This window comes from Pelagibacterium sp. (assembly GCF_035555455.1).
In the GTDB taxonomy this organism is placed as follows: domain Bacteria; phylum Pseudomonadota; class Alphaproteobacteria; order Rhizobiales; family Devosiaceae; genus Pelagibacterium.
The window spans coordinates 1-15,878 of sequence record NZ_DATMGM010000029.1 but is presented as its reverse complement, the minus strand read 5'-3'; the positions used below and the strand labels follow the sequence as shown (position 1 = coordinate 15,878).

Sequence of the window (15,878 nt, the reverse complement as noted above, 5' to 3'; positions counted from 1 at the left end):
CCGCTTCGCGGCCACCTTCTCCCACGAGGGGAGAAGGAAGAAAGGGATGCGGGGCGCTGCTCTCGGTCAGGTTTACGACTTGTCCCCTAACGCCTCGCGCAGGCTGGTGGTTGCCGATCCGGGGCGGAGCGGTTTTTGCTGGCTTTCATGCGGTGCCCAGCCTGACAGCCAGAGAATTTCGAGGGTGGCGCGCACCCGGCCATCGGCGTCGGAAAACCGCTCGGCATAGAGTTCGGCAGCGCGCATCAGATGGCGCGGGGTGACGAGGCGCGTATCGCGGGCCAGAAGCGGGTTGGTTGCGCCCAGCCCCCGCAATTCGTCGAACAGGGCGAGCGGCGAGCCATAGCGCACGGTGTGAGTTTCAAGATCGGCCACAGGCAGGGCAAAGCCTGCGCGTTGCAACAGGGCTCCGGCATCGCGAACGTCGATCATCGGCGCGACGCGCGGGGACACGCCGCCGAGGATTTCGACATCGGCGGCGAGGAACGCATCGCGAAGTTCGGTCAGTGTTTTCCCCCCGATGGCGGCGGCGAGCAGTAGTCCGTCCGGGGCCAGATGACGGCGGAGCCGGTCGAGAAAGCCGGGCACGTCGTTGACGGTTTGCAGATCGAGCAGGGAGACGATGAGATCGTAGTCGGTGTGCGGCAGCATAAGGTGCTCGGGATCGGCGTGAGCAAAGCCGTCCACAGCGAGCAGCGTCGACATGGGCGTGAAAGCGATGGGGCCATTTGCCGACTGCGCCATTTGCGGTAGCAGGCGCGGATCGGGGCCAAGCACCAGCGCCCGTTCGAACCGGCGCGTGATCGGCACCAGGCGGTCGGCGAGGTCGGCCACTACCAGGTCAGTGATGAAATCGGGAGCGCCATTTCGCCGGGCCAGATTGGCCGCAATACGGGGGCGATCGAAGACGAGCGGTGGCGTTGTCATGATGGGCCTGATATGGCGCGCGGTGGCGGGAAGTGCAATAATCGGGCTGTTATGAAGAGCGAAGCCGGGCTTGTCAAAACCCAGTGGATGAAGCGGGCCAGCCAGCTGCGCGCCGCCTTTGTTGCGTTGGGTTCAGAGGTGTTGGACCGGGCCTTTCCACCGGTATGCCTTGTGTGTTCGGACGCGGTGGCGACGCCGGATGGGCTATGTCCTCAATGCTGGCGGCAATTGGTGCCGATTTCGACGCCGCTTTGTCCCCGGCTGGGGCTGCCCTTTGCCACCGATATGGGAGAGGGGGCGTGGTCTGTGCAGGCCATCGCCAATCCGCCGCCCTTCGAGCGCGGGCGCTCGGCGGTGGCCTATACCGATCTGGCGCGCAAGCTGGTGTCGATGATGAAATATTCAGACAGGCCGGAGATTGCGCTGTTTTGCGGACGGATGATGGCGGCGGCGGGCCATGAATTGCTCGGGCCGGACGCGGTGCTGGTGCCGGTGCCGCTGCATCGCGGGCGGCAGTTGTCGCGGCGCTACAATCAGGCAGCAGAACTGGCGCGGGCCATCGCAAGGGTTGCAAAAACCCCCGTCAGTACCGATCTGATCGTTCGACACCGCCCGACTGTACAGCAAGTGGGCCTGAATGCCGGCCAACGGGCCCGCAACGTCGAAGGGGCGTTTCGGGCGGATGCGCGGCGAGTGGCCCAACTGCGCGAAAAGCGGGTGGTTCTGGTCGATGACGTGCTGACCACCGGGGCCACGGTCTCCGCGGCGGTGAAAGTGCTCAAGCGGGCCGGGGCGGGGCATGTGGATGTGCTCAGTTTTGCCCGCGTTGTCTTCGATGCCGATATGACAGTATAACGGCCTCACCTTGTCTGGAGTGAAGAAAACCAAATGCAGAAGGTTGAAATCTATACCACGCCAACCTGTCCTTATTGCCATGCTGCAAAGGCATTGCTGGCGGACAAGGGCGTGGCGTTCGAGGAGGTCATCGTGCTTGACCCGCATTTGCGCGCGGCGATGACCCAGCGTGCCAAGGGCCGACGCACGGTGCCCCAGATTTTCATCGGCGACACCCATGTGGGCGGCTATGACGACATGGCGGCCCTGGAGCGCGAAGGCAAGCTCGACCCGCTGCTCAAAGGCGCCGCGTGACCCTTACCGTCGCCCTCGTGCAGATGAATTCGGGGACCGACGCTGAGGCCAATCTGGCCGAGATCGCGCGGTGGACCGCCGAGGCGCGTATGGCAGGGGCAACCTATGTGCAGACACCGGAAATGAGCGTGGTGTTTGCCGAGAACCGTTCCGGGCTGGCTGAGCAGGCGAGGCCATGGGACGGCAATCCATCGGTTGCGCACCTTGCCCAGATCGCGCGCGAGAACGCGGTTTATCTGCATGTCGGTTCGCTGGCTGTGGCGCTCGCTGACGGGCGCTATGCCAACCGCTCGGTGCTGTTCGACCCTGCGGGCGCGATTGTCGCGACCTATGACAAGATCCATCTGTTCGATGCCGACGTGCCGGGGAGCGGAGCCTATCGGGAAAGCGCCACCTATAGCGGCGGCGCTGATGCGGTTCTGGCCGGGGTCGGAGGGGCCGTTCTGGGACTGACCATCTGCTATGATGTGCGGTTCGGCGGGTTGTATCGGGCGCTGGCGCAGGGCGGGGCGCAGATGATTGCGGTTCCGGCCGCTTTCACCGTTCCCACGGGCGAGGCGCATTGGCATGTGCTGCTGCGCGCGCGGGCGATTGAAACGGGATGCTATATTCTGGCAGCGGCGCAGGGTGGGCAGCATCAGAACGGGCGGACCACATACGGGCATTCGCTGATCGTATCGCCTTGGGGCGAGGTGATCGCGGAGGCTGACCACGATGAGCCGGGGCTGGTGGTGGCCCGGCTCGACCTTGACGCTGTGACTTCAGCGCGGCACAGGGTGCCTGCGCTCGCCAATGGGCGGGAGTTCACACTACCTGTGAGGATTGAAGGGTGATCCAGTACACGCTGACCTGCGAGGCCCGGCACCAGTTCGACGCCTGGTTCCGCAATGCGGCTGCCTATGACGCTCAGGCCGAACAGGGCATTCTGACCTGTCCGATCTGCAATTCCACCAAGGTGGAAAAAGCGCTTATGGCCCCGGCGGTGTCGACCGGGGGCGACAAGGTGTCATTCGCAGCCGGCCATCCCGAGCACGCCAAATTTGTCGATGCCATGCGGACGCTGCGGCGCAAGATGACCGCCGAAGCCGACTATGTGGGGGACAAGTTCGCCGAGGAAGCGCGCAAGATTCACTACGAGGAAGCCGAAGCGCGCGGAATCTATGGTGAGGCGACACGCGATGAGGTGACCAGCCTTGCCGACGAAGGCATCGAGTTCATGCCCCTGCCGCGCCTGCCGGACGAGCATAACTGAGGCGGGGCTACTCGCCGGGAGGGGTGGTTTTGTCGAGGTGTTCGTAAAGCAGAACGATGACCCATCCTGCGATGCCGATCAGAACCGGTAGAACGAACATATAGAAGATCTGAAATCCGGTCATTGATTCAGCCTTCCCAAAATGCGGTTGGCAGCCCAATGTAAGATCAAAGCCATCGAAAGCCAAACGCCGACACTGGCGACGGTGTACCAATCGGCTACGATCGAGCCTGAAACCAAGGGCGTCAGAAGGCCTACAACGATGCATGCGGTGGATGCGCGATCAATCGCACTGGCAAGCAGCTTTATGCGTTCGTTGTGAATTAGGCTCATTGGCTCCCCCCAAGCCACACAATCCTAGCGGTTAGGCTTCTCCAGCAACAGCATGTAGTTGACGGCCATGTCGCGGCTGCGGTCCCACTGGTTTTTCAGCGGATTGAAGCTGACGCCGGTGCGGTCGATAGTCAGCAGGCCGTGGCGGGACGTGATCGAGGTGATCTCTTCGGGGGTAACCAGTTTTTCGTAATCATGGGTCCCGCGGGGCAGCCAGCGCAGGATGCGCTCGGCGGCGACAATCGCCAGGGCATAGGCGCGCGCGGTGCGGTTGATGCTGGCGACGAACATCAGCCCGCCCGGTTTGACCAGAGTGGCGCAGCTTTCGAGGTAAAGCGGTACATCGGCGACGTGCTCGACCACTTCCATGTTGAGCACCACGTCAAACTGCTCACCGGATGCGGCGAGCGCTTCGGCGGTGGTGGCGCGGTAATCGATGGCAAGGCCGGACTGTTCGGCATGGAGCGCGGCGACCCGCACGTTCTGCTCGCCAGCGTCGGCCCCCACCACATCGGCTCCCAGCCGCGCAATGGGTTCGCACAGCAAGCCGCCGCCACAGCCGATATCGAGAATCCGCAGGCCCTCGAACGGGCGCATGGCGCTGCCGTCGCGGCCGAAATGGGAGAGGACCTGCTCGCGGATATAGCCAAGGCGCACGGGATTGAATTTGTGCAGCGGGCGGAACTTGCCGTTGGGGTCCCACCATTCGGCGGCCATGGCGTGGAACTTGCCGATTTCTTCGGGGCTGATGGTGCTCATCGCGGGCTCCTTGCTGCCAATGCGGCCAACAGGTGAGGCCAGACCGGCTCCAAGTCAAGCGCGGCATGGCCGCGCGCCCCCACGATCCGTATTGCCAGCCCGTGGAGTTTGTGGCACTCACCGCGCGACAACCGTACGGTCCGTTACGGCTGGGAGTACCCAAAGGTTCAGGACGGCGTTATGGCGCGTATTGTGATGAAATTCGGCGGCACCTCTGTCGCCAATATCGAGCGGATCCGGCAATCGGCTCTGCACGTCAAACGCGAGGTCGATGCCGGCAACGAGGTTGCTGTCGTCGTTTCCGCGATGGCAGGCAAAACCAATGAGCTCGTCGGCTGGTGCACGGAAGCTGCCACCATGCACGACGCCCGCGAATATGACGCCGTGGTTGCCTCGGGTGAACAGGTCACCGCGGGGCTGATGGCCATCGTGTTGCAGGAAATGGGCATCCAGTCGCGCTCCTATGCCGGATGGCAGGTGCCGATCAAGACCGACGATACGCACGGCTCGGCGCGCATCCTCGATGTCGATCCCGCCAATCTCGATGAGCGCCTGTCGTCGGGCTGGGTTCCGGTCGTCACCGGGTTCCAGGGCATTTCCGACAAGGGACGCATCACAACGCTGGGGCGCGGTGGATCAGACACCAGTGCTGTGGCGGTCGCCGCCGCCGTCAAGGCGACGCGCTGCGATATTTATACCGACGTGGACGGGGTCTATACCACCGACCCCCGCATCGCGCCCAAGGCTAAGCGGCTTGAGCGGGTGAGCTTTGAAGAAATGCTGGAAATGGCATCGCTGGGCGCCAAGGTACTCCAGACCCGATCAGTGGAACTGGCCATGGCGCAGGGCGTGCGGATGGTGGTGCGTTCAAGTTTCGAGGACCCGCTGGCGGGCGATGCTCCAGGCAGCAAATGGGGCCAGGCCGGCACGCTGGTGTGCGATGAGGAAGAGATCATGGAAAAGCAGATCGTTTCGGGTGTGACCCTTGCGCGGGCCGAAGCCAAGATCACCTTGCGCAAGGTCAAGGACAAGCCCGGTGTCGCCGCTTCGGTGTTCGGACCTTTGGCCGATGCGCGGATCGTCGTCGATATGATCGTCCAGAACATTTCCGACGACGGGCAGACCACCGACATCACCTTCACCATTCCTGACACTGAATTCGATCGGGCGCTAAAAGTTCTCAAATCGACGCCAGAACTGGAATATGAGTCGATTTCCGGCTCCAAGGGTGGCGCCAAGATTTCGGTTGTCGGCGTGGGCATGCGCTCGCATGCGGGGGTTGCCGCCGCGATGTTCCGGGCGCTTTCCGAGAAGGGAATCAACATCCAGTTGATCACCACGTCTGAAATCAAGACATCCGTGTTGATCGACGAAGAGTATGCGGAGCTTGCAGTTCGCGCGCTCCATACCTATTACGGTCTGGACAAGAGCGAGGAGTGAGCGCGCGGCGGCGCAAGGGGCAGGACGGGAGGCCGGTCCCCGACGGGCGCGCCGGACCTTCTCGGATTGATCCTTCTCCAAAAGGCGGATTTCCGCCGGGCGAGCTTTGATGGTTACAGCGATTGGCGGACCGCGGGTTCTGTTGCGCAAGCTGCGCGAGACCATGGCCGAGCCGCTGGCCAGCCAGCAAAGGCTCGACAAGATCGTTGATCTGATCGCCGAGAACATGCGCACCGACGTGTGCTCGTTCTATGTGCTGCGCGACGATGGCCAGCTTGAGCTGTTTGCTACTCACGGGCTGCGGGCCGACGCGGTCCATGTCACCACGTTGCGGCTCGGCGAGGGGCTGGTCGGTCTGATCGCCGCCGAGGCCGAACCGCTCAGTCTGCAAAACGCGCCCGAGCATCCCGCCTTCGCTTATCGGCCCGAAACCGGGGAAGACCCGTTCTTTTCCTTTCTCGGGGTCCCCGTTCTGCGGGCCGGGCAGACGCTTGGGGTTCTGGTGGTGCAGAATTCCGAGCGCCGGGCCTATGGTGAGGACGAGATCGAGGCGCTGCTGACCACGGCGACGCTGCTGGCTGAGATGATCTCGACCGCCGATTTCGATGCGCTGATCAAGCCGGGCTCCGATATCGATGTGCGCCGTCCGCGCATGTTCGAGGGTGTGGCATTTTCCGAAGGCATCGCGCTCGGGCAGGTGGTGCTCCATGACCCCCGTGTGGTGGTGGCCAATTTCGTCGCCGATGATTCGGACGAGGAAAAGCAGCGGTTGGAGGCGGCGCTGGAGACCATGCGGGTGTCGATTGACGACATGCTGGCCACCGGCGATATGCAGATACCGTCTGACCACCGGGAAATTCTCGAAAGCTACCGCATGTTCGCCCATGACCGGGGCTGGGTGCGCCGGATCGAGGAGGCTATCGATTCGGGGCTGACCGCCGAGGCAGCGGTCGAGCGGGTGCAGAACGACACGCGGGCGCGCATGATGCGCCAGACCGATCCCTATATTCGCGAACGCCTGCACGATCTCGACGATCTGGCCAACCGGCTCTTGCGTATCCTGATCGGCAACGGCACGGCCCTTGGCGAAGAACTGCCCGACAACGCCATTCTGGTGGCGCGCAACATGGGGCCGGCGGAACTGCTCGAATACGATCGCACCAAGCTGAGGGCCGTGGTGCTCGAAGATGGGGCGGCAACCGCACACGTCGCCATCGTCGCCCGTTCGGTGGGGCTGGTCGCGGTCGGGCAGGCGGAAAACGTCGTCTCGATGAGCGAGGATGGCGATGATATCATCGTCGATGGCTATAGCGGCACCGTGCATCTGCGCCCGACGCCCGATGTCGAGGCGACCTTCATCGACAAGGTGCGGCTTTCGGCCAAGCGGCGCGCCCATTATGCGGCGCTGCGCGATACGCCATCAGTGACGCGCGACGGGACCAGGATCACGCTGCTGCACAATTCGGGGCTGTTGGCCGACCTGCCGACGCTGGAAGAGACCGGGGCCGAGGGCATCGGGCTGTTCCGCACCGAACTGCAATTCATGATCGCATCGAAAATGCCGCGGGTGAGCGACCAGGTGGAGCTCTATTCGGAGGCCATGCGGCTGGCCGGGGACAAGCCCATCGTTTTCCGGCTGCTCGATATCGGCGGCGACAAGGTGGTGCCCTATATGCGCTCGATGGCCGAGGAGAACCCGGCCATGGGATGGCGCGCGTTGCGCCTGGCGCTCGACCGCCCGGCACTGCTGCGCACCCAGACCCGGGCGCTGCTGCAGGCGGCCAATGGCGGATCACTTCGGATACTGGTGCCGATGGTCACGGAAACCGTCGAGTTTCTCAAGGTGAAGCGCTTCATCTTGCGCGAGGTGGAGCGCCTGCCGCGTCTGGGGTTTGCGCAGCCGGAATCGCTTGAGATCGGGGCGATGATCGAGGTGCCCTCGCTGCTGTTCGAGCTCGACCGTTTGCTACCGGAGACCGATTTCGTCTCGATCGGGTCCAATGACCTGATCCAGTTCCTGACGGCGGCTGACCGGGCCAATCCGCGGGTGGCGCGCAATTATGATGCGATCGCAAGACCCCGGCTCCGTGCCCTGAAACTGATCGTCGATGCGGCGGCAAAATACTCCAAGCCGGTGACCATGTGCGGCGAACTTGCCGGGCGGGCCGTCGAAGCCATGGCGCTGCTGGCGATCGGGATGACGCGATTGTCGATGGGGTCGTCCTCGGTTGGCCCGATCAAGGAAATGGTGCTCGGGCTTGACCTCGCAGCGCTGCGGGCTGAAATGAGCGATTATCTTGATAATGGCGAAACCGATGGCTCGGCCCGCGAATTGCTCACTGCGTTCGCCGAACGCAACTCGATCTCCCTGTAGCCATCCTCTCCGACCGGACGTAATCCATGGCATCCTTGCCCACAGACAAGCTCGACGCTCTCGAACGCCGCTTTGATTCCATCGAAGCGGCCATGTCCGGGAGTCCCGATCCGGACGAATATGTCAGGCTCTCCAAGGAATATTCCGAACTTTCGCCGATGGTGGAGAAGGTGCGGGCGTTTCGCGTGGCGCAGTCGGACCTGGCGGGGGCTGAGGAACTGGCGCGCTCGGGCGACAAGGACATGGCCGAACTGGCTCAGGAAGAGATTACCGAGCTCAAGGAGCAGATCGAGGCGCTGACCCAGGACATCCGCATCCTGCTGTTGCCTCGCGACGCGGCGGACGAAAAAAGCGCGATTCTGGAAGTGCGGGCGGGGACCGGCGGCGACGAAGCGGCGCTGTTTGCGGGCGATCTGTTCCGCATGTATCAGCGCTACGCGGAAAGCCAGGGCTGGAAGGTCAACGTCATGGAAGCCTCGGAAGGGGACGCGGGCGGGTTCAAGGAAATCGTCGCCAACGTCTCCGGGGTCGGGGTGTTCGCCAAGCTCAAATATGAATCGGGTGTGCACCGCGTGCAGCGGGTGCCCGATACGGAAGGGTCGGGCCGCATTCACACGTCGGCGGCCACGGTTGCGGTTTTGCCGGAAGTCGAGGATATCGACATCGAAATCCGGCCCGAAGATATTCGCATCGATACCATGCGCGCCTCGGGCGCCGGGGGGCAGCACGTCAACACCACCGATTCGGCGGTGCGCATCACCCATATTCCCAGCGGCATCGTGGTGACCTCGGCGGAAAAATCCCAGCACCAGAACCGGGCCAACGCCATGAAGGTGCTGCGCGCGCGGCTGTTTGACGAGCGCCAGCAAAAGGCGTCCTCGGAGCGGGCCGAAAGCCGCAAGAGCCAGGTGGGGTCCGGCGATCGCTCGGAACGTATCCGCACCTATAATTTCCCGCAAGGACGGGTGACCGACCACCGGATCAACCTGACCCTCTACAAGCTGCCCCAGATCATCGCCGGGGACGGGCTCGATGAAATCATCGATGCGCTGATCACCGAGAATCAGGCGGCGCAGCTCGCCGATATGGAGCAGGGAAACTGATAGTGGCAACGCACAGGCACGGGGGCGCGTAATGGCGACCCTTGGCCAGACCTGGCGCGGGCTCCGGGATCGGTTTGTCGTGGAAGGAATCGAAACCGCCGCGCTCGATGCCCGGTTGCTGGCGCGGCACGTGCTTGGGCTCGATGACACCGGTCTCATTGCTTCGGAGCCTGATCCCTTTCCGGCGGAAAAGACCGAAGCGCTGGAAGCGCTTGCGCTGCGGCGGGTTGCCGGGGAGCCGGTGGCGCGGATCAGGGGGGTGCAGGAATTTTACGGGCTGGATTTCGGGCTGAATGCAGCCACGCTGGTGCCGCGTCCGGAAACCGAGATGCTGGTCGATTTCGGAATCGCCACGTTGCGCGAGCGGCATGCCCCCCGCATTCTCGATCTGGGAACGGGCACCGGGTGTATCGTCCTGGCGCTGCTCGATGCGCTGCCGGAGGCGAGCGGGGTGGGGGTCGATATTTCCGAACTGGCGCTCGATCAGGCGCGGTCCAACGCCGAAGCACTGGGCGTGGGCGACCGGTTCGGTGCCCGGCAAGGCGACTGGTTCGCGCCGGTCGGCAATGAGCGGTTCGATCTGATCGTTTCCAATCCGCCCTATATCGCCAGCGCGGTGATTGCCGATCTGGAGACCGGGGTGCGGGATTTCGATCCGGTAATGGCGCTCGATGGGGGGGAGGATGGGCTCGCTCCCTATCGCATCCTTGCGGCGGAAGCTTCCGGGCATCTGAGGGAAAATGGCGTCCTCGCCCTTGAAATAGGATTCGATCAGGGCCAATTGGTAGAAAGGCTGCTGCAAGCGGCGGGTTTTTCCGACATCGCGATCGCTAAGGACCTTGCGGGACATGACCGCATGGTCACCGCCCGGGCGCAGAAATGACACAGCGCAGGGCGTTTTTGCGGCAGGCCAATATTTTTCTTGGAAACGGAAGGATATGCGGTTAGGTTGCCCCTGCTGACGCGGTGCCTGGTCATCGCGGTGGACCCCACCTGACATCGGCGGCACTAAGCCGACAGTGGAACCGCTCCTTGAACAGGACCGGTCTCGCAGCGACAGGATCGGAGATCACACAGCCTTTTTGGGGAAACCAGAGAGAGCGATCGGCACAGCGCGAGCCCTGCGATGGGCTTCGTGATCGCTGTGTCCTGCCAGCCGCATCAAGGATTTTGCGGCAACGGCCCCTTTTCGAGCGCATACCTTCACGGAACGTGTTGAAGCGAGCAGATGAGACCAAATCAACAGAACAACAAGCAGCGTTCGCGCGGCCGCAGCAATAACAATAATAACAGCAATCAGCGGCGGGGCGGTGGCGGCAATCCCTTGTCACGCAATTACGAAAGCAACGGCCCGGACATCAAAATCCGCGGCAATGCGGCCCATATTGCGGAAAAGTACGTCCAGCTGGCGCGCGATGCCACTTCGGTGGGCGATAATGTGATGGCTGAAAACTACCTTCAGCACGCCGAACACTATTTCCGTATCATTCTTGCGGCGCAGACCCAGTTCCAGCCCCGGCAGGATCATGCCAGCGACTCCGTGCAGGATGACGACGGCGATGAGACCGATACCGGCGTGACCAACGGAGTGTCGGAGACGACCGTGGCCGCCGAAGCTGGCGAAGCGGAAGCCAATACCGCTGACGAACAGACCGAGCGCCCCCGGCGTCAGCGCCGTCCGCGTCGCGAGCGGGTCGAAGCCGAGGCCGAAACTGCCGCTGAGGGCGCAGAGCCGGTAAAGGCCGAAGAGACCGAGGCTGCTCCGGCGGCGGAAGCTGCTGCGGAAGAGGAAGCGCCCAAGCGGGTGCGCCGTCCGCGTCGCAAGAAGGCCGATGAAGAGGCCGAAGCGGCACCGGAGTTGCCGGCGTTTCTGACGGCAGGCCGGGAAGCGGCAGCCGAATAGAACGGCAGTATCGAAGATAATTTTCAAGACCGGGCCTTTGCCCGGTCTTTTTGTTTTTCCAATCGTACCTACATATCCAAAAGACAGTCGGGTCGGCGCCGCACCAGGGTCGATCTGGCAGCCAAACCAACGCTTCGGGCGTTGCCCTTGTGCCGCGCCAGCGGGCGGAGGCAGCGCGCCAGACTAGGAGAGTTGAAGCGATGAATATTGAAAAATATACCGAGCGGACGCGCGGGTTCATCCAGAGCGCGCAGCAATTGGCCCTTTCGCGGGGCCATCAACAGTTTTCACCCCTGCATATCCTCAAGGTTCTCGTGGACGATCCCGAAGGCATGGCCTCGGGGTTGATCGAGCGCGCCGGAGGCAATGTGCAGGCGGTTCGCACGGGCGTCGAAGAAGGACTGCGCAAGATGCCTTCGGTGTCCGGTGACAACGGGCAGATCTATCTCTCGCGCGAATTGGCGCGGGTGTTCGAGACTGCCGAGACCGCAGCCGACAAGGCAGGGGACAGCTATGTCGCCGTCGAGCGCATGTTGCTCGCGCTGGTGATCGAAAAGGATACGGACGCGGGAAAGATCCTGGCATCGGCCGGGGTGACCGCCAATGGGCTGAACGCGGCTATCGAAGCGATTCGCAAAGGGCGCACAGCCGATTCGGCGAGCGCGGAAAACACCTATGACGCCCTCAAGAAGTATGCCCGCGACCTGACCGAGGACGCGCGCGAGGGCAAACTCGATCCGGTGATCGGGCGCGACGAGGAAATCCGGCGCACCATTCAGGTGCTCAGCCGACGCACCAAGAATAATCCCGTTCTGATCGGCGAGCCGGGGGTGGGCAAGACCGCCATCGCCGAAGGGCTCGCGCTGCGCATCGTCAATGGCGACGTTCCCGAATCGCTCAAGAACAAGTCCCTGCTCGCGCTCGACATGGGCGCGTTGATTGCAGGGGCCAAATATCGTGGCGAGTTCGAGGAGCGGCTGAAGGCGGTCCTCAACGAAGTGCAGGCCGCCGAGGGTCAGATCATCCTGTTCATCGACGAGATGCATACGCTGGTGGGGGCCGGGAAGGCCGACGGGGCGATGGATGCCTCGAACCTGCTCAAGCCTGCACTGGCGCGCGGCGAACTCCATTGCGTGGGTGCAACCACCCTCGATGAATACAAAAAGCACGTGGAAAAAGACGCGGCGCTGGCCCGGCGGTTCCAGCCTGTCTATGTGGGCGAACCGACGGTCGAAGATACCATTTCGATCCTGCGCGGGCTCAAGGAGAAATACGAACTCCACCACGGGGTACGCATTTCCGATTCGGCACTGGTTTCCGCGGCGATGCTGTCGAACCGCTACATCACCGACCGCTTTTTGCCCGACAAGGCCATCGACCTGATGGACGAGGCGTCGGCAAGGCTGCGCATGGCGGTGGATTCCAAGCCTGAGGCGCTCGACGAACTCGATCGCCGCATCATCCAGCTCAAGATCGAGCGCGAAGCGCTGAAAAAGGAAGAGGATGATGCCTCACGGACCCGCCTGACGCGGCTTGAAGCCGAGCTTGCTGGTCTGGAAGAAGAATCGGACGCGCTGACCCAGCGCTGGCTGACGGAAAAAGAGCGGCTGGCCGGAGGCACAAAGCTCAAGGAACAGCTCGACCAGGCCCGGACCGAATTGGAACTTGCGCAGCGCAAGGGCGATCTGGCCCGCGCTGGCGAGCTGGCCTATGGCGTGATCCCTGACCTTGAAAAGCGTCTGGGAGAAGCGGAAAGTCATGAAGCGTCCGGCACCGAGATGGTCGAGGAAGTGGTGACCCCCAACCATATTGCCCAGGTGGTGTCGCGCTGGACCGGGGTGCCGGTCGACAAGATGCTCGAAGGCGAACGCGACAAGCTGCTGCGGATGGAAGACGAGTTGGCCAGGCGGGTCATCGGCCAACGTGAAGCGGTTGAAGCCGTTTCGCGGGCGGTGCGCCGGGCGCGCGCCGGTTTGCAGGATCCCAACCGGCCGATCGGCTCGTTCATGTTCCTGGGCCCGACCGGCGTGGGCAAGACCGAGTTGACCAAGGCGCTGGCGCAATTCCTGTTCGACGACGAAACGGCAATGGTCCGGCTCGACATGAGCGAATTCATGGAAAAGCACGCGGTGGCCCGCCTGATCGGCGCGCCTCCGGGCTATGTCGGTTATGAGGAAGGTGGCGTTCTGACCGAAGCCGTCCGGCGGCGGCCTTATCAGGTCATCCTGTTCGACGAGATCGAGAAAGCCCATCCGGACGTCTTCAACGTCCTGTTGCAGGTGCTCGATGACGGGCGGCTGACCGACGGGCAGGGCCGCACTGTCGATTTCCGCAACACGCTGATCATCATGACGTCGAATCTGGGGGCCGAGTATCTGGCAGCCCAGCCCGATGGCGAATCGGTGGAGCTGGTGCGCGGCAAGGTGCTCGATGCGGTCAAAGCGGCGTTCCGGCCCGAATTCCTCAATCGGGTGGACGAAATCCTGCTGTTCTCGCGGCTTGAACGCGGCCAGATGGGCGCGATCGTCGATATCCAGCTCCAGCGGTTGCAAAAGCTGCTCGACGCCCGCGAGATCACGCTCGACGTGACGCCGGCGGCTCGCGAATGGCTGGCGCGTGAAGGCTATGATTCGGCCTATGGCGCCCGCCCCCTTAAGCGGGTCATCCAGCGCTCGGTACAGGACGAGTTGGCCGAACAGCTTTTGGCCGGCAATGTGGTCGATGGCGGAACGGTAAGGGTCGATGCCGGGGATGGCAGCCTGCTGATCACCCCGATCCTTGATGGCGAGCCGGTGGATGTTGCGGCGGCGCAATAAGCCGTGTTTAGCCCAAATCACTGAAAAGGCCCCGGAGACGGGGCCTTTTTTGCGGGGGGCCGCGAAATGGTCTGGATTTTATCGGCTGGCTTGGCCGAATGTTAAGGCTGATTGGGTATTGAAGGCTCCGGTAACCGGAGCCGAATGTCAGTGCCTCTCGACTTTCTCACTCTCTATATCGTCATCTTTCTCAATTCGCTGACCGTTTCGGTGATCTGGGCGGCGTTTGCCTGGCGCTATCGCCCGCACCCGGCGGCGCTGCACTGGCTGGCGGCCTGCCTCTTGGCGCTCGCGGGCGGAGTGGTGCTGGCTCTCCAGAGCAATGAGGCTCCACCGGTGTTCGCGGTAACGGGCAATATCATCATTGTCTTCGGGTTTTCCCAGTTCTGGATCGGGTTGCGGCGTTTCGACGGTCTGGCTGGCGGGCAGGGCATCGCCGCCGTGATTACGACCGTGGCCGCGATCATGATGGTGCTTTTCTGGGATTACGACCGGGCGCGCAGCATCACCTATGCCTCCGGCCAGTCGGTGGTGCTGGGCCTGTGCGCCCTGCATGTGCTCCGGCTTCGTCCGCGATCGCTTGGAGCCATCATCTCGGCCTGCGCCTTTGGTGTTGCGGTGGCGGGGCAGCTTATGGTCGTGGGCGGCAATGTCGGCGTACTGTCGGGCGTGCTGCCGTTTCCGACATTTTATGCGCTCGCCTCCTATGCGCTGCTGTGCACGATTTTCAGCGGCTCGGTGTGGAATCTGGGCTTTGCCATCATGACCATCGACAAGCTGCAAGGCGATCTGGCGCGCCTGTCCCATACCGATGAGTTGACCGGGCTGGCCAACCGGCGCGCGCTGGTGCAGCGGCTGGAGGCAGCGCATGCTGCCGGGCAACCCTATGCCCTGATGCTGATCGATCTCGATCACTTCAAAGCGCTCAATGATACGTACGGGCATGCGTTCGGGGATGCGGCGCTGGTGATACTGGCGGAAGAGCTGGCAGGCGGAGTGCGCCCGCACGATTTTGTTGCGCGTCTGGGCGGAGACGAATTCTGCATCCTGGTGCCGGACATGACGGTCGATGAGATTCGTCCGGTTGCCGAACGGTTGCAACGGCAACTGGCTGACCGCAGGCTGGATGGGGAACGGGCGTCGTCGGCTCGCCTGTCCGGCAGCATCGGGCTGGCGGGGTGGACACCGGGGGACGCACTTGGCCCCGACGCGGTGATGGCGGCGGCAGACCGGTCCCTTTATGCGGTCAAATCCCGCCGCCCAGCGGGCGCCGCGCGGGCCCGGTTGCGCGTGGCGGGAAGTTCCTGAATCCTGAGCGGCGAAAAAGCCAGTGCTCCTGCCCAGTCAGCGCGAATCGCGAGACGCTGTGGCTACGGTGACGGCCGCTCCATCCTGTTCGATAAGAGCGCGGACCTGGGCGATGGTCGATTCGAATTCGGCCTGGTGCTGCGGCGGCAGCGAATTGGCGCGGGGCAGCTTGACGGCGAGGGGATCGACGGTGTTGCCGTTTATCTTGATCTCGTAATGCAGGTGGGGGCCGGTCGATTGTCCGGTTGAGCCTACATAGCCGATGACCTGACCCTGAGTGACCCTTGTGCCCGGAGTGATGCCATCGGCGATGGCGCTCATGTGTCCATAGGCAGTGTTGTAGCCATTGGCGTGGCGCAGTTCGACATAGCGGCCATAGCCCGAATACCACTGGGCCATTTCAACGACGCCATCGCCGCCGGCATAGATCGGGGTGCCGGTGCGGGCGGCAAGGTCAACCCCGGTATGCAAGCGGTATTGGCCGAAAATGGGGTGGTTGCGGTAGCCATAGCGC

14 protein-coding genes are annotated in these 15,878 nt (G+C 63.1%); 11 read left to right on the top strand and 3 right to left on the bottom strand.

What is annotated here, in order from left to right; genetic code table 11:
- Positions 1-72: 72 nt before the first annotated feature.
- A complete protein-coding gene (locus VNS12_RS05390; RefSeq protein WP_325486818.1) occupies positions 73-927 on the bottom strand; it encodes a methyltransferase domain-containing protein in 855 nt (284 codons plus the stop codon).
- 51 nt (positions 928-978) lie between these two features.
- Here VNS12_RS05390 and VNS12_RS05385 point away from each other — a divergent pair, with 51 nt between their 5' ends.
- From VNS12_RS05385 to VNS12_RS05370, 4 genes are read left to right on the top strand one after another with little or no spacing between them, the layout of a single operon-like run.
- Positions 979-1,782: a ComF family protein gene (locus VNS12_RS05385; RefSeq protein ID WP_325486817.1), complete on the top strand. Its 804-nt coding sequence runs from the start codon at positions 979-981 to the stop codon at positions 1,780-1,782.
- Positions 1,783-1,815: 33 nt separating this feature from the next.
- Complete coding sequence (grxC, locus tag VNS12_RS05380) at positions 1,816-2,076, top strand: glutaredoxin 3 (RefSeq protein ID WP_325486816.1); 261 nt, start codon at positions 1,816-1,818, stop codon at positions 2,074-2,076.
- Entirely contained in the window at positions 2,073-2,909 is an 837-nt protein-coding gene (locus tag VNS12_RS05375; RefSeq protein WP_325486815.1) for a carbon-nitrogen hydrolase family protein, read from the top strand. The genes grxC and VNS12_RS05375 overlap by 4 nt, the downstream gene beginning before the upstream one ends.
- Positions 2,906-3,328, top strand: a complete 423-nt coding sequence (locus VNS12_RS05370; RefSeq protein ID WP_325486814.1) for a DUF1178 family protein — start codon at positions 2,906-2,908, stop codon at positions 3,326-3,328. Before VNS12_RS05375 ends, VNS12_RS05370 begins: the two co-directional genes overlap by 4 nt.
- Before the next feature lie 357 nt (positions 3,329-3,685).
- On the opposite strand, the gene ubiG is transcribed toward VNS12_RS05370, so the two are convergent.
- On the bottom strand, positions 3,686-4,420 hold the full coding sequence (ubiG, locus tag VNS12_RS05365; protein ID WP_325486813.1) for a bifunctional 2-polyprenyl-6-hydroxyphenol methylase/3-demethylubiquinol 3-O-methyltransferase UbiG: 735 nt from the start codon (positions 4,418-4,420) through the stop codon (positions 3,686-3,688).
- Positions 4,421-4,600: 180 nt separating this feature from the next.
- Between ubiG and VNS12_RS05360 the strand changes: the two genes are divergently transcribed.
- The 7 genes from VNS12_RS05360 to VNS12_RS05330 all read left to right on the top strand — a co-directional run bounded on the left by VNS12_RS05360 (position 4,601) and on the right by VNS12_RS05330 (position 15,364).
- Positions 4,601-5,860, top strand: a complete 1,260-nt coding sequence (locus VNS12_RS05360) for an aspartate kinase (RefSeq protein WP_325486812.1) — start codon at positions 4,601-4,603, stop codon at positions 5,858-5,860.
- Between the two features lie 109 nt (positions 5,861-5,969).
- On the top strand, positions 5,970-8,234 hold the full coding sequence (ptsP, locus tag VNS12_RS05355; protein WP_325486811.1) for a phosphoenolpyruvate--protein phosphotransferase: 2,265 nt from the start codon (positions 5,970-5,972) through the stop codon (positions 8,232-8,234).
- 26 nt (positions 8,235-8,260) lie between these two features.
- Positions 8,261-9,337, top strand: coding sequence for a peptide chain release factor 1 (gene prfA, locus VNS12_RS05350; RefSeq protein WP_325486810.1), 1,077 nt, complete (start codon positions 8,261-8,263; stop codon positions 9,335-9,337).
- A gap of 31 nt (positions 9,338-9,368) precedes the next feature.
- Complete coding sequence (prmC, locus tag VNS12_RS05345; RefSeq protein WP_325486809.1) at positions 9,369-10,220, top strand: peptide chain release factor N(5)-glutamine methyltransferase; 852 nt, start codon at positions 9,369-9,371, stop codon at positions 10,218-10,220.
- 345 nt (positions 10,221-10,565) lie between these two features.
- The gene (locus VNS12_RS05340) at positions 10,566-11,240 is read left to right on the top strand and encodes a DUF4167 domain-containing protein (protein WP_325486808.1); all 675 of its coding nucleotides are present in this window, start codon (positions 10,566-10,568) and stop codon (positions 11,238-11,240) included.
- A gap of 200 nt (positions 11,241-11,440) precedes the next feature.
- Positions 11,441-14,056, top strand: coding sequence for an ATP-dependent chaperone ClpB (clpB, locus tag VNS12_RS05335; RefSeq protein WP_325486807.1), 2,616 nt, complete (start codon positions 11,441-11,443; stop codon positions 14,054-14,056).
- Between the two features lie 144 nt (positions 14,057-14,200).
- Positions 14,201-15,364, top strand: a complete 1,164-nt coding sequence (locus VNS12_RS05330) for a GGDEF domain-containing protein (protein ID WP_325486806.1) — start codon at positions 14,201-14,203, stop codon at positions 15,362-15,364.
- A 36-nt stretch (positions 15,365-15,400) separates the two neighbouring features.
- Here VNS12_RS05330 and VNS12_RS05325 read toward each other — a convergent pair.
- Positions 15,401-15,878, bottom strand: a 478-nt coding sequence (locus VNS12_RS05325; protein ID WP_325486805.1) for a M23 family metallopeptidase, incomplete at its 5' end; no start/stop codon positions are given.

Bases quoted from the DNA above. Each gene is read 5' to 3' on its own strand.
- VNS12_RS05390 (WP_325486818.1), bottom strand. From the start codon at position 927: ATGACAACGCCACCGCTCGTCTTCGATCGCCCCCGTATTGCGGCCAAT.
- VNS12_RS05330 (WP_325486806.1), top strand. From the start codon at position 14,201: ATGTCAGTGCCTCTCGACTTTCTCACTCTCTATATCGTCATCTTTCTC.
- grxC (WP_325486816.1), top strand. From the start codon at position 1,816: ATGCAGAAGGTTGAAATCTATACCACGCCAACCTGTCCTTATTGCCAT.
- VNS12_RS05360 (WP_325486812.1), top strand. From the start codon at position 4,601: ATGGCGCGTATTGTGATGAAATTCGGCGGCACCTCTGTCGCCAATATC.
- ptsP (WP_325486811.1), top strand. From the start codon at position 5,970: ATGGTTACAGCGATTGGCGGACCGCGGGTTCTGTTGCGCAAGCTGCGC.
- clpB (WP_325486807.1), top strand. From the start codon at position 11,441: ATGAATATTGAAAAATATACCGAGCGGACGCGCGGGTTCATCCAGAGC.
- prfA (WP_325486810.1), top strand. From the start codon at position 8,261: ATGGCATCCTTGCCCACAGACAAGCTCGACGCTCTCGAACGCCGCTTT.
- ubiG (WP_325486813.1), bottom strand. From the start codon at position 4,420: ATGAGCACCATCAGCCCCGAAGAAATCGGCAAGTTCCACGCCATGGCC.
- VNS12_RS05340 (WP_325486808.1), top strand. From the start codon at position 10,566: ATGAGACCAAATCAACAGAACAACAAGCAGCGTTCGCGCGGCCGCAGC.
- prmC (WP_325486809.1), top strand. From the start codon at position 9,369: ATGGCGACCCTTGGCCAGACCTGGCGCGGGCTCCGGGATCGGTTTGTC.
- VNS12_RS05385 (WP_325486817.1), top strand. From the start codon at position 979: ATGAAGAGCGAAGCCGGGCTTGTCAAAACCCAGTGGATGAAGCGGGCC.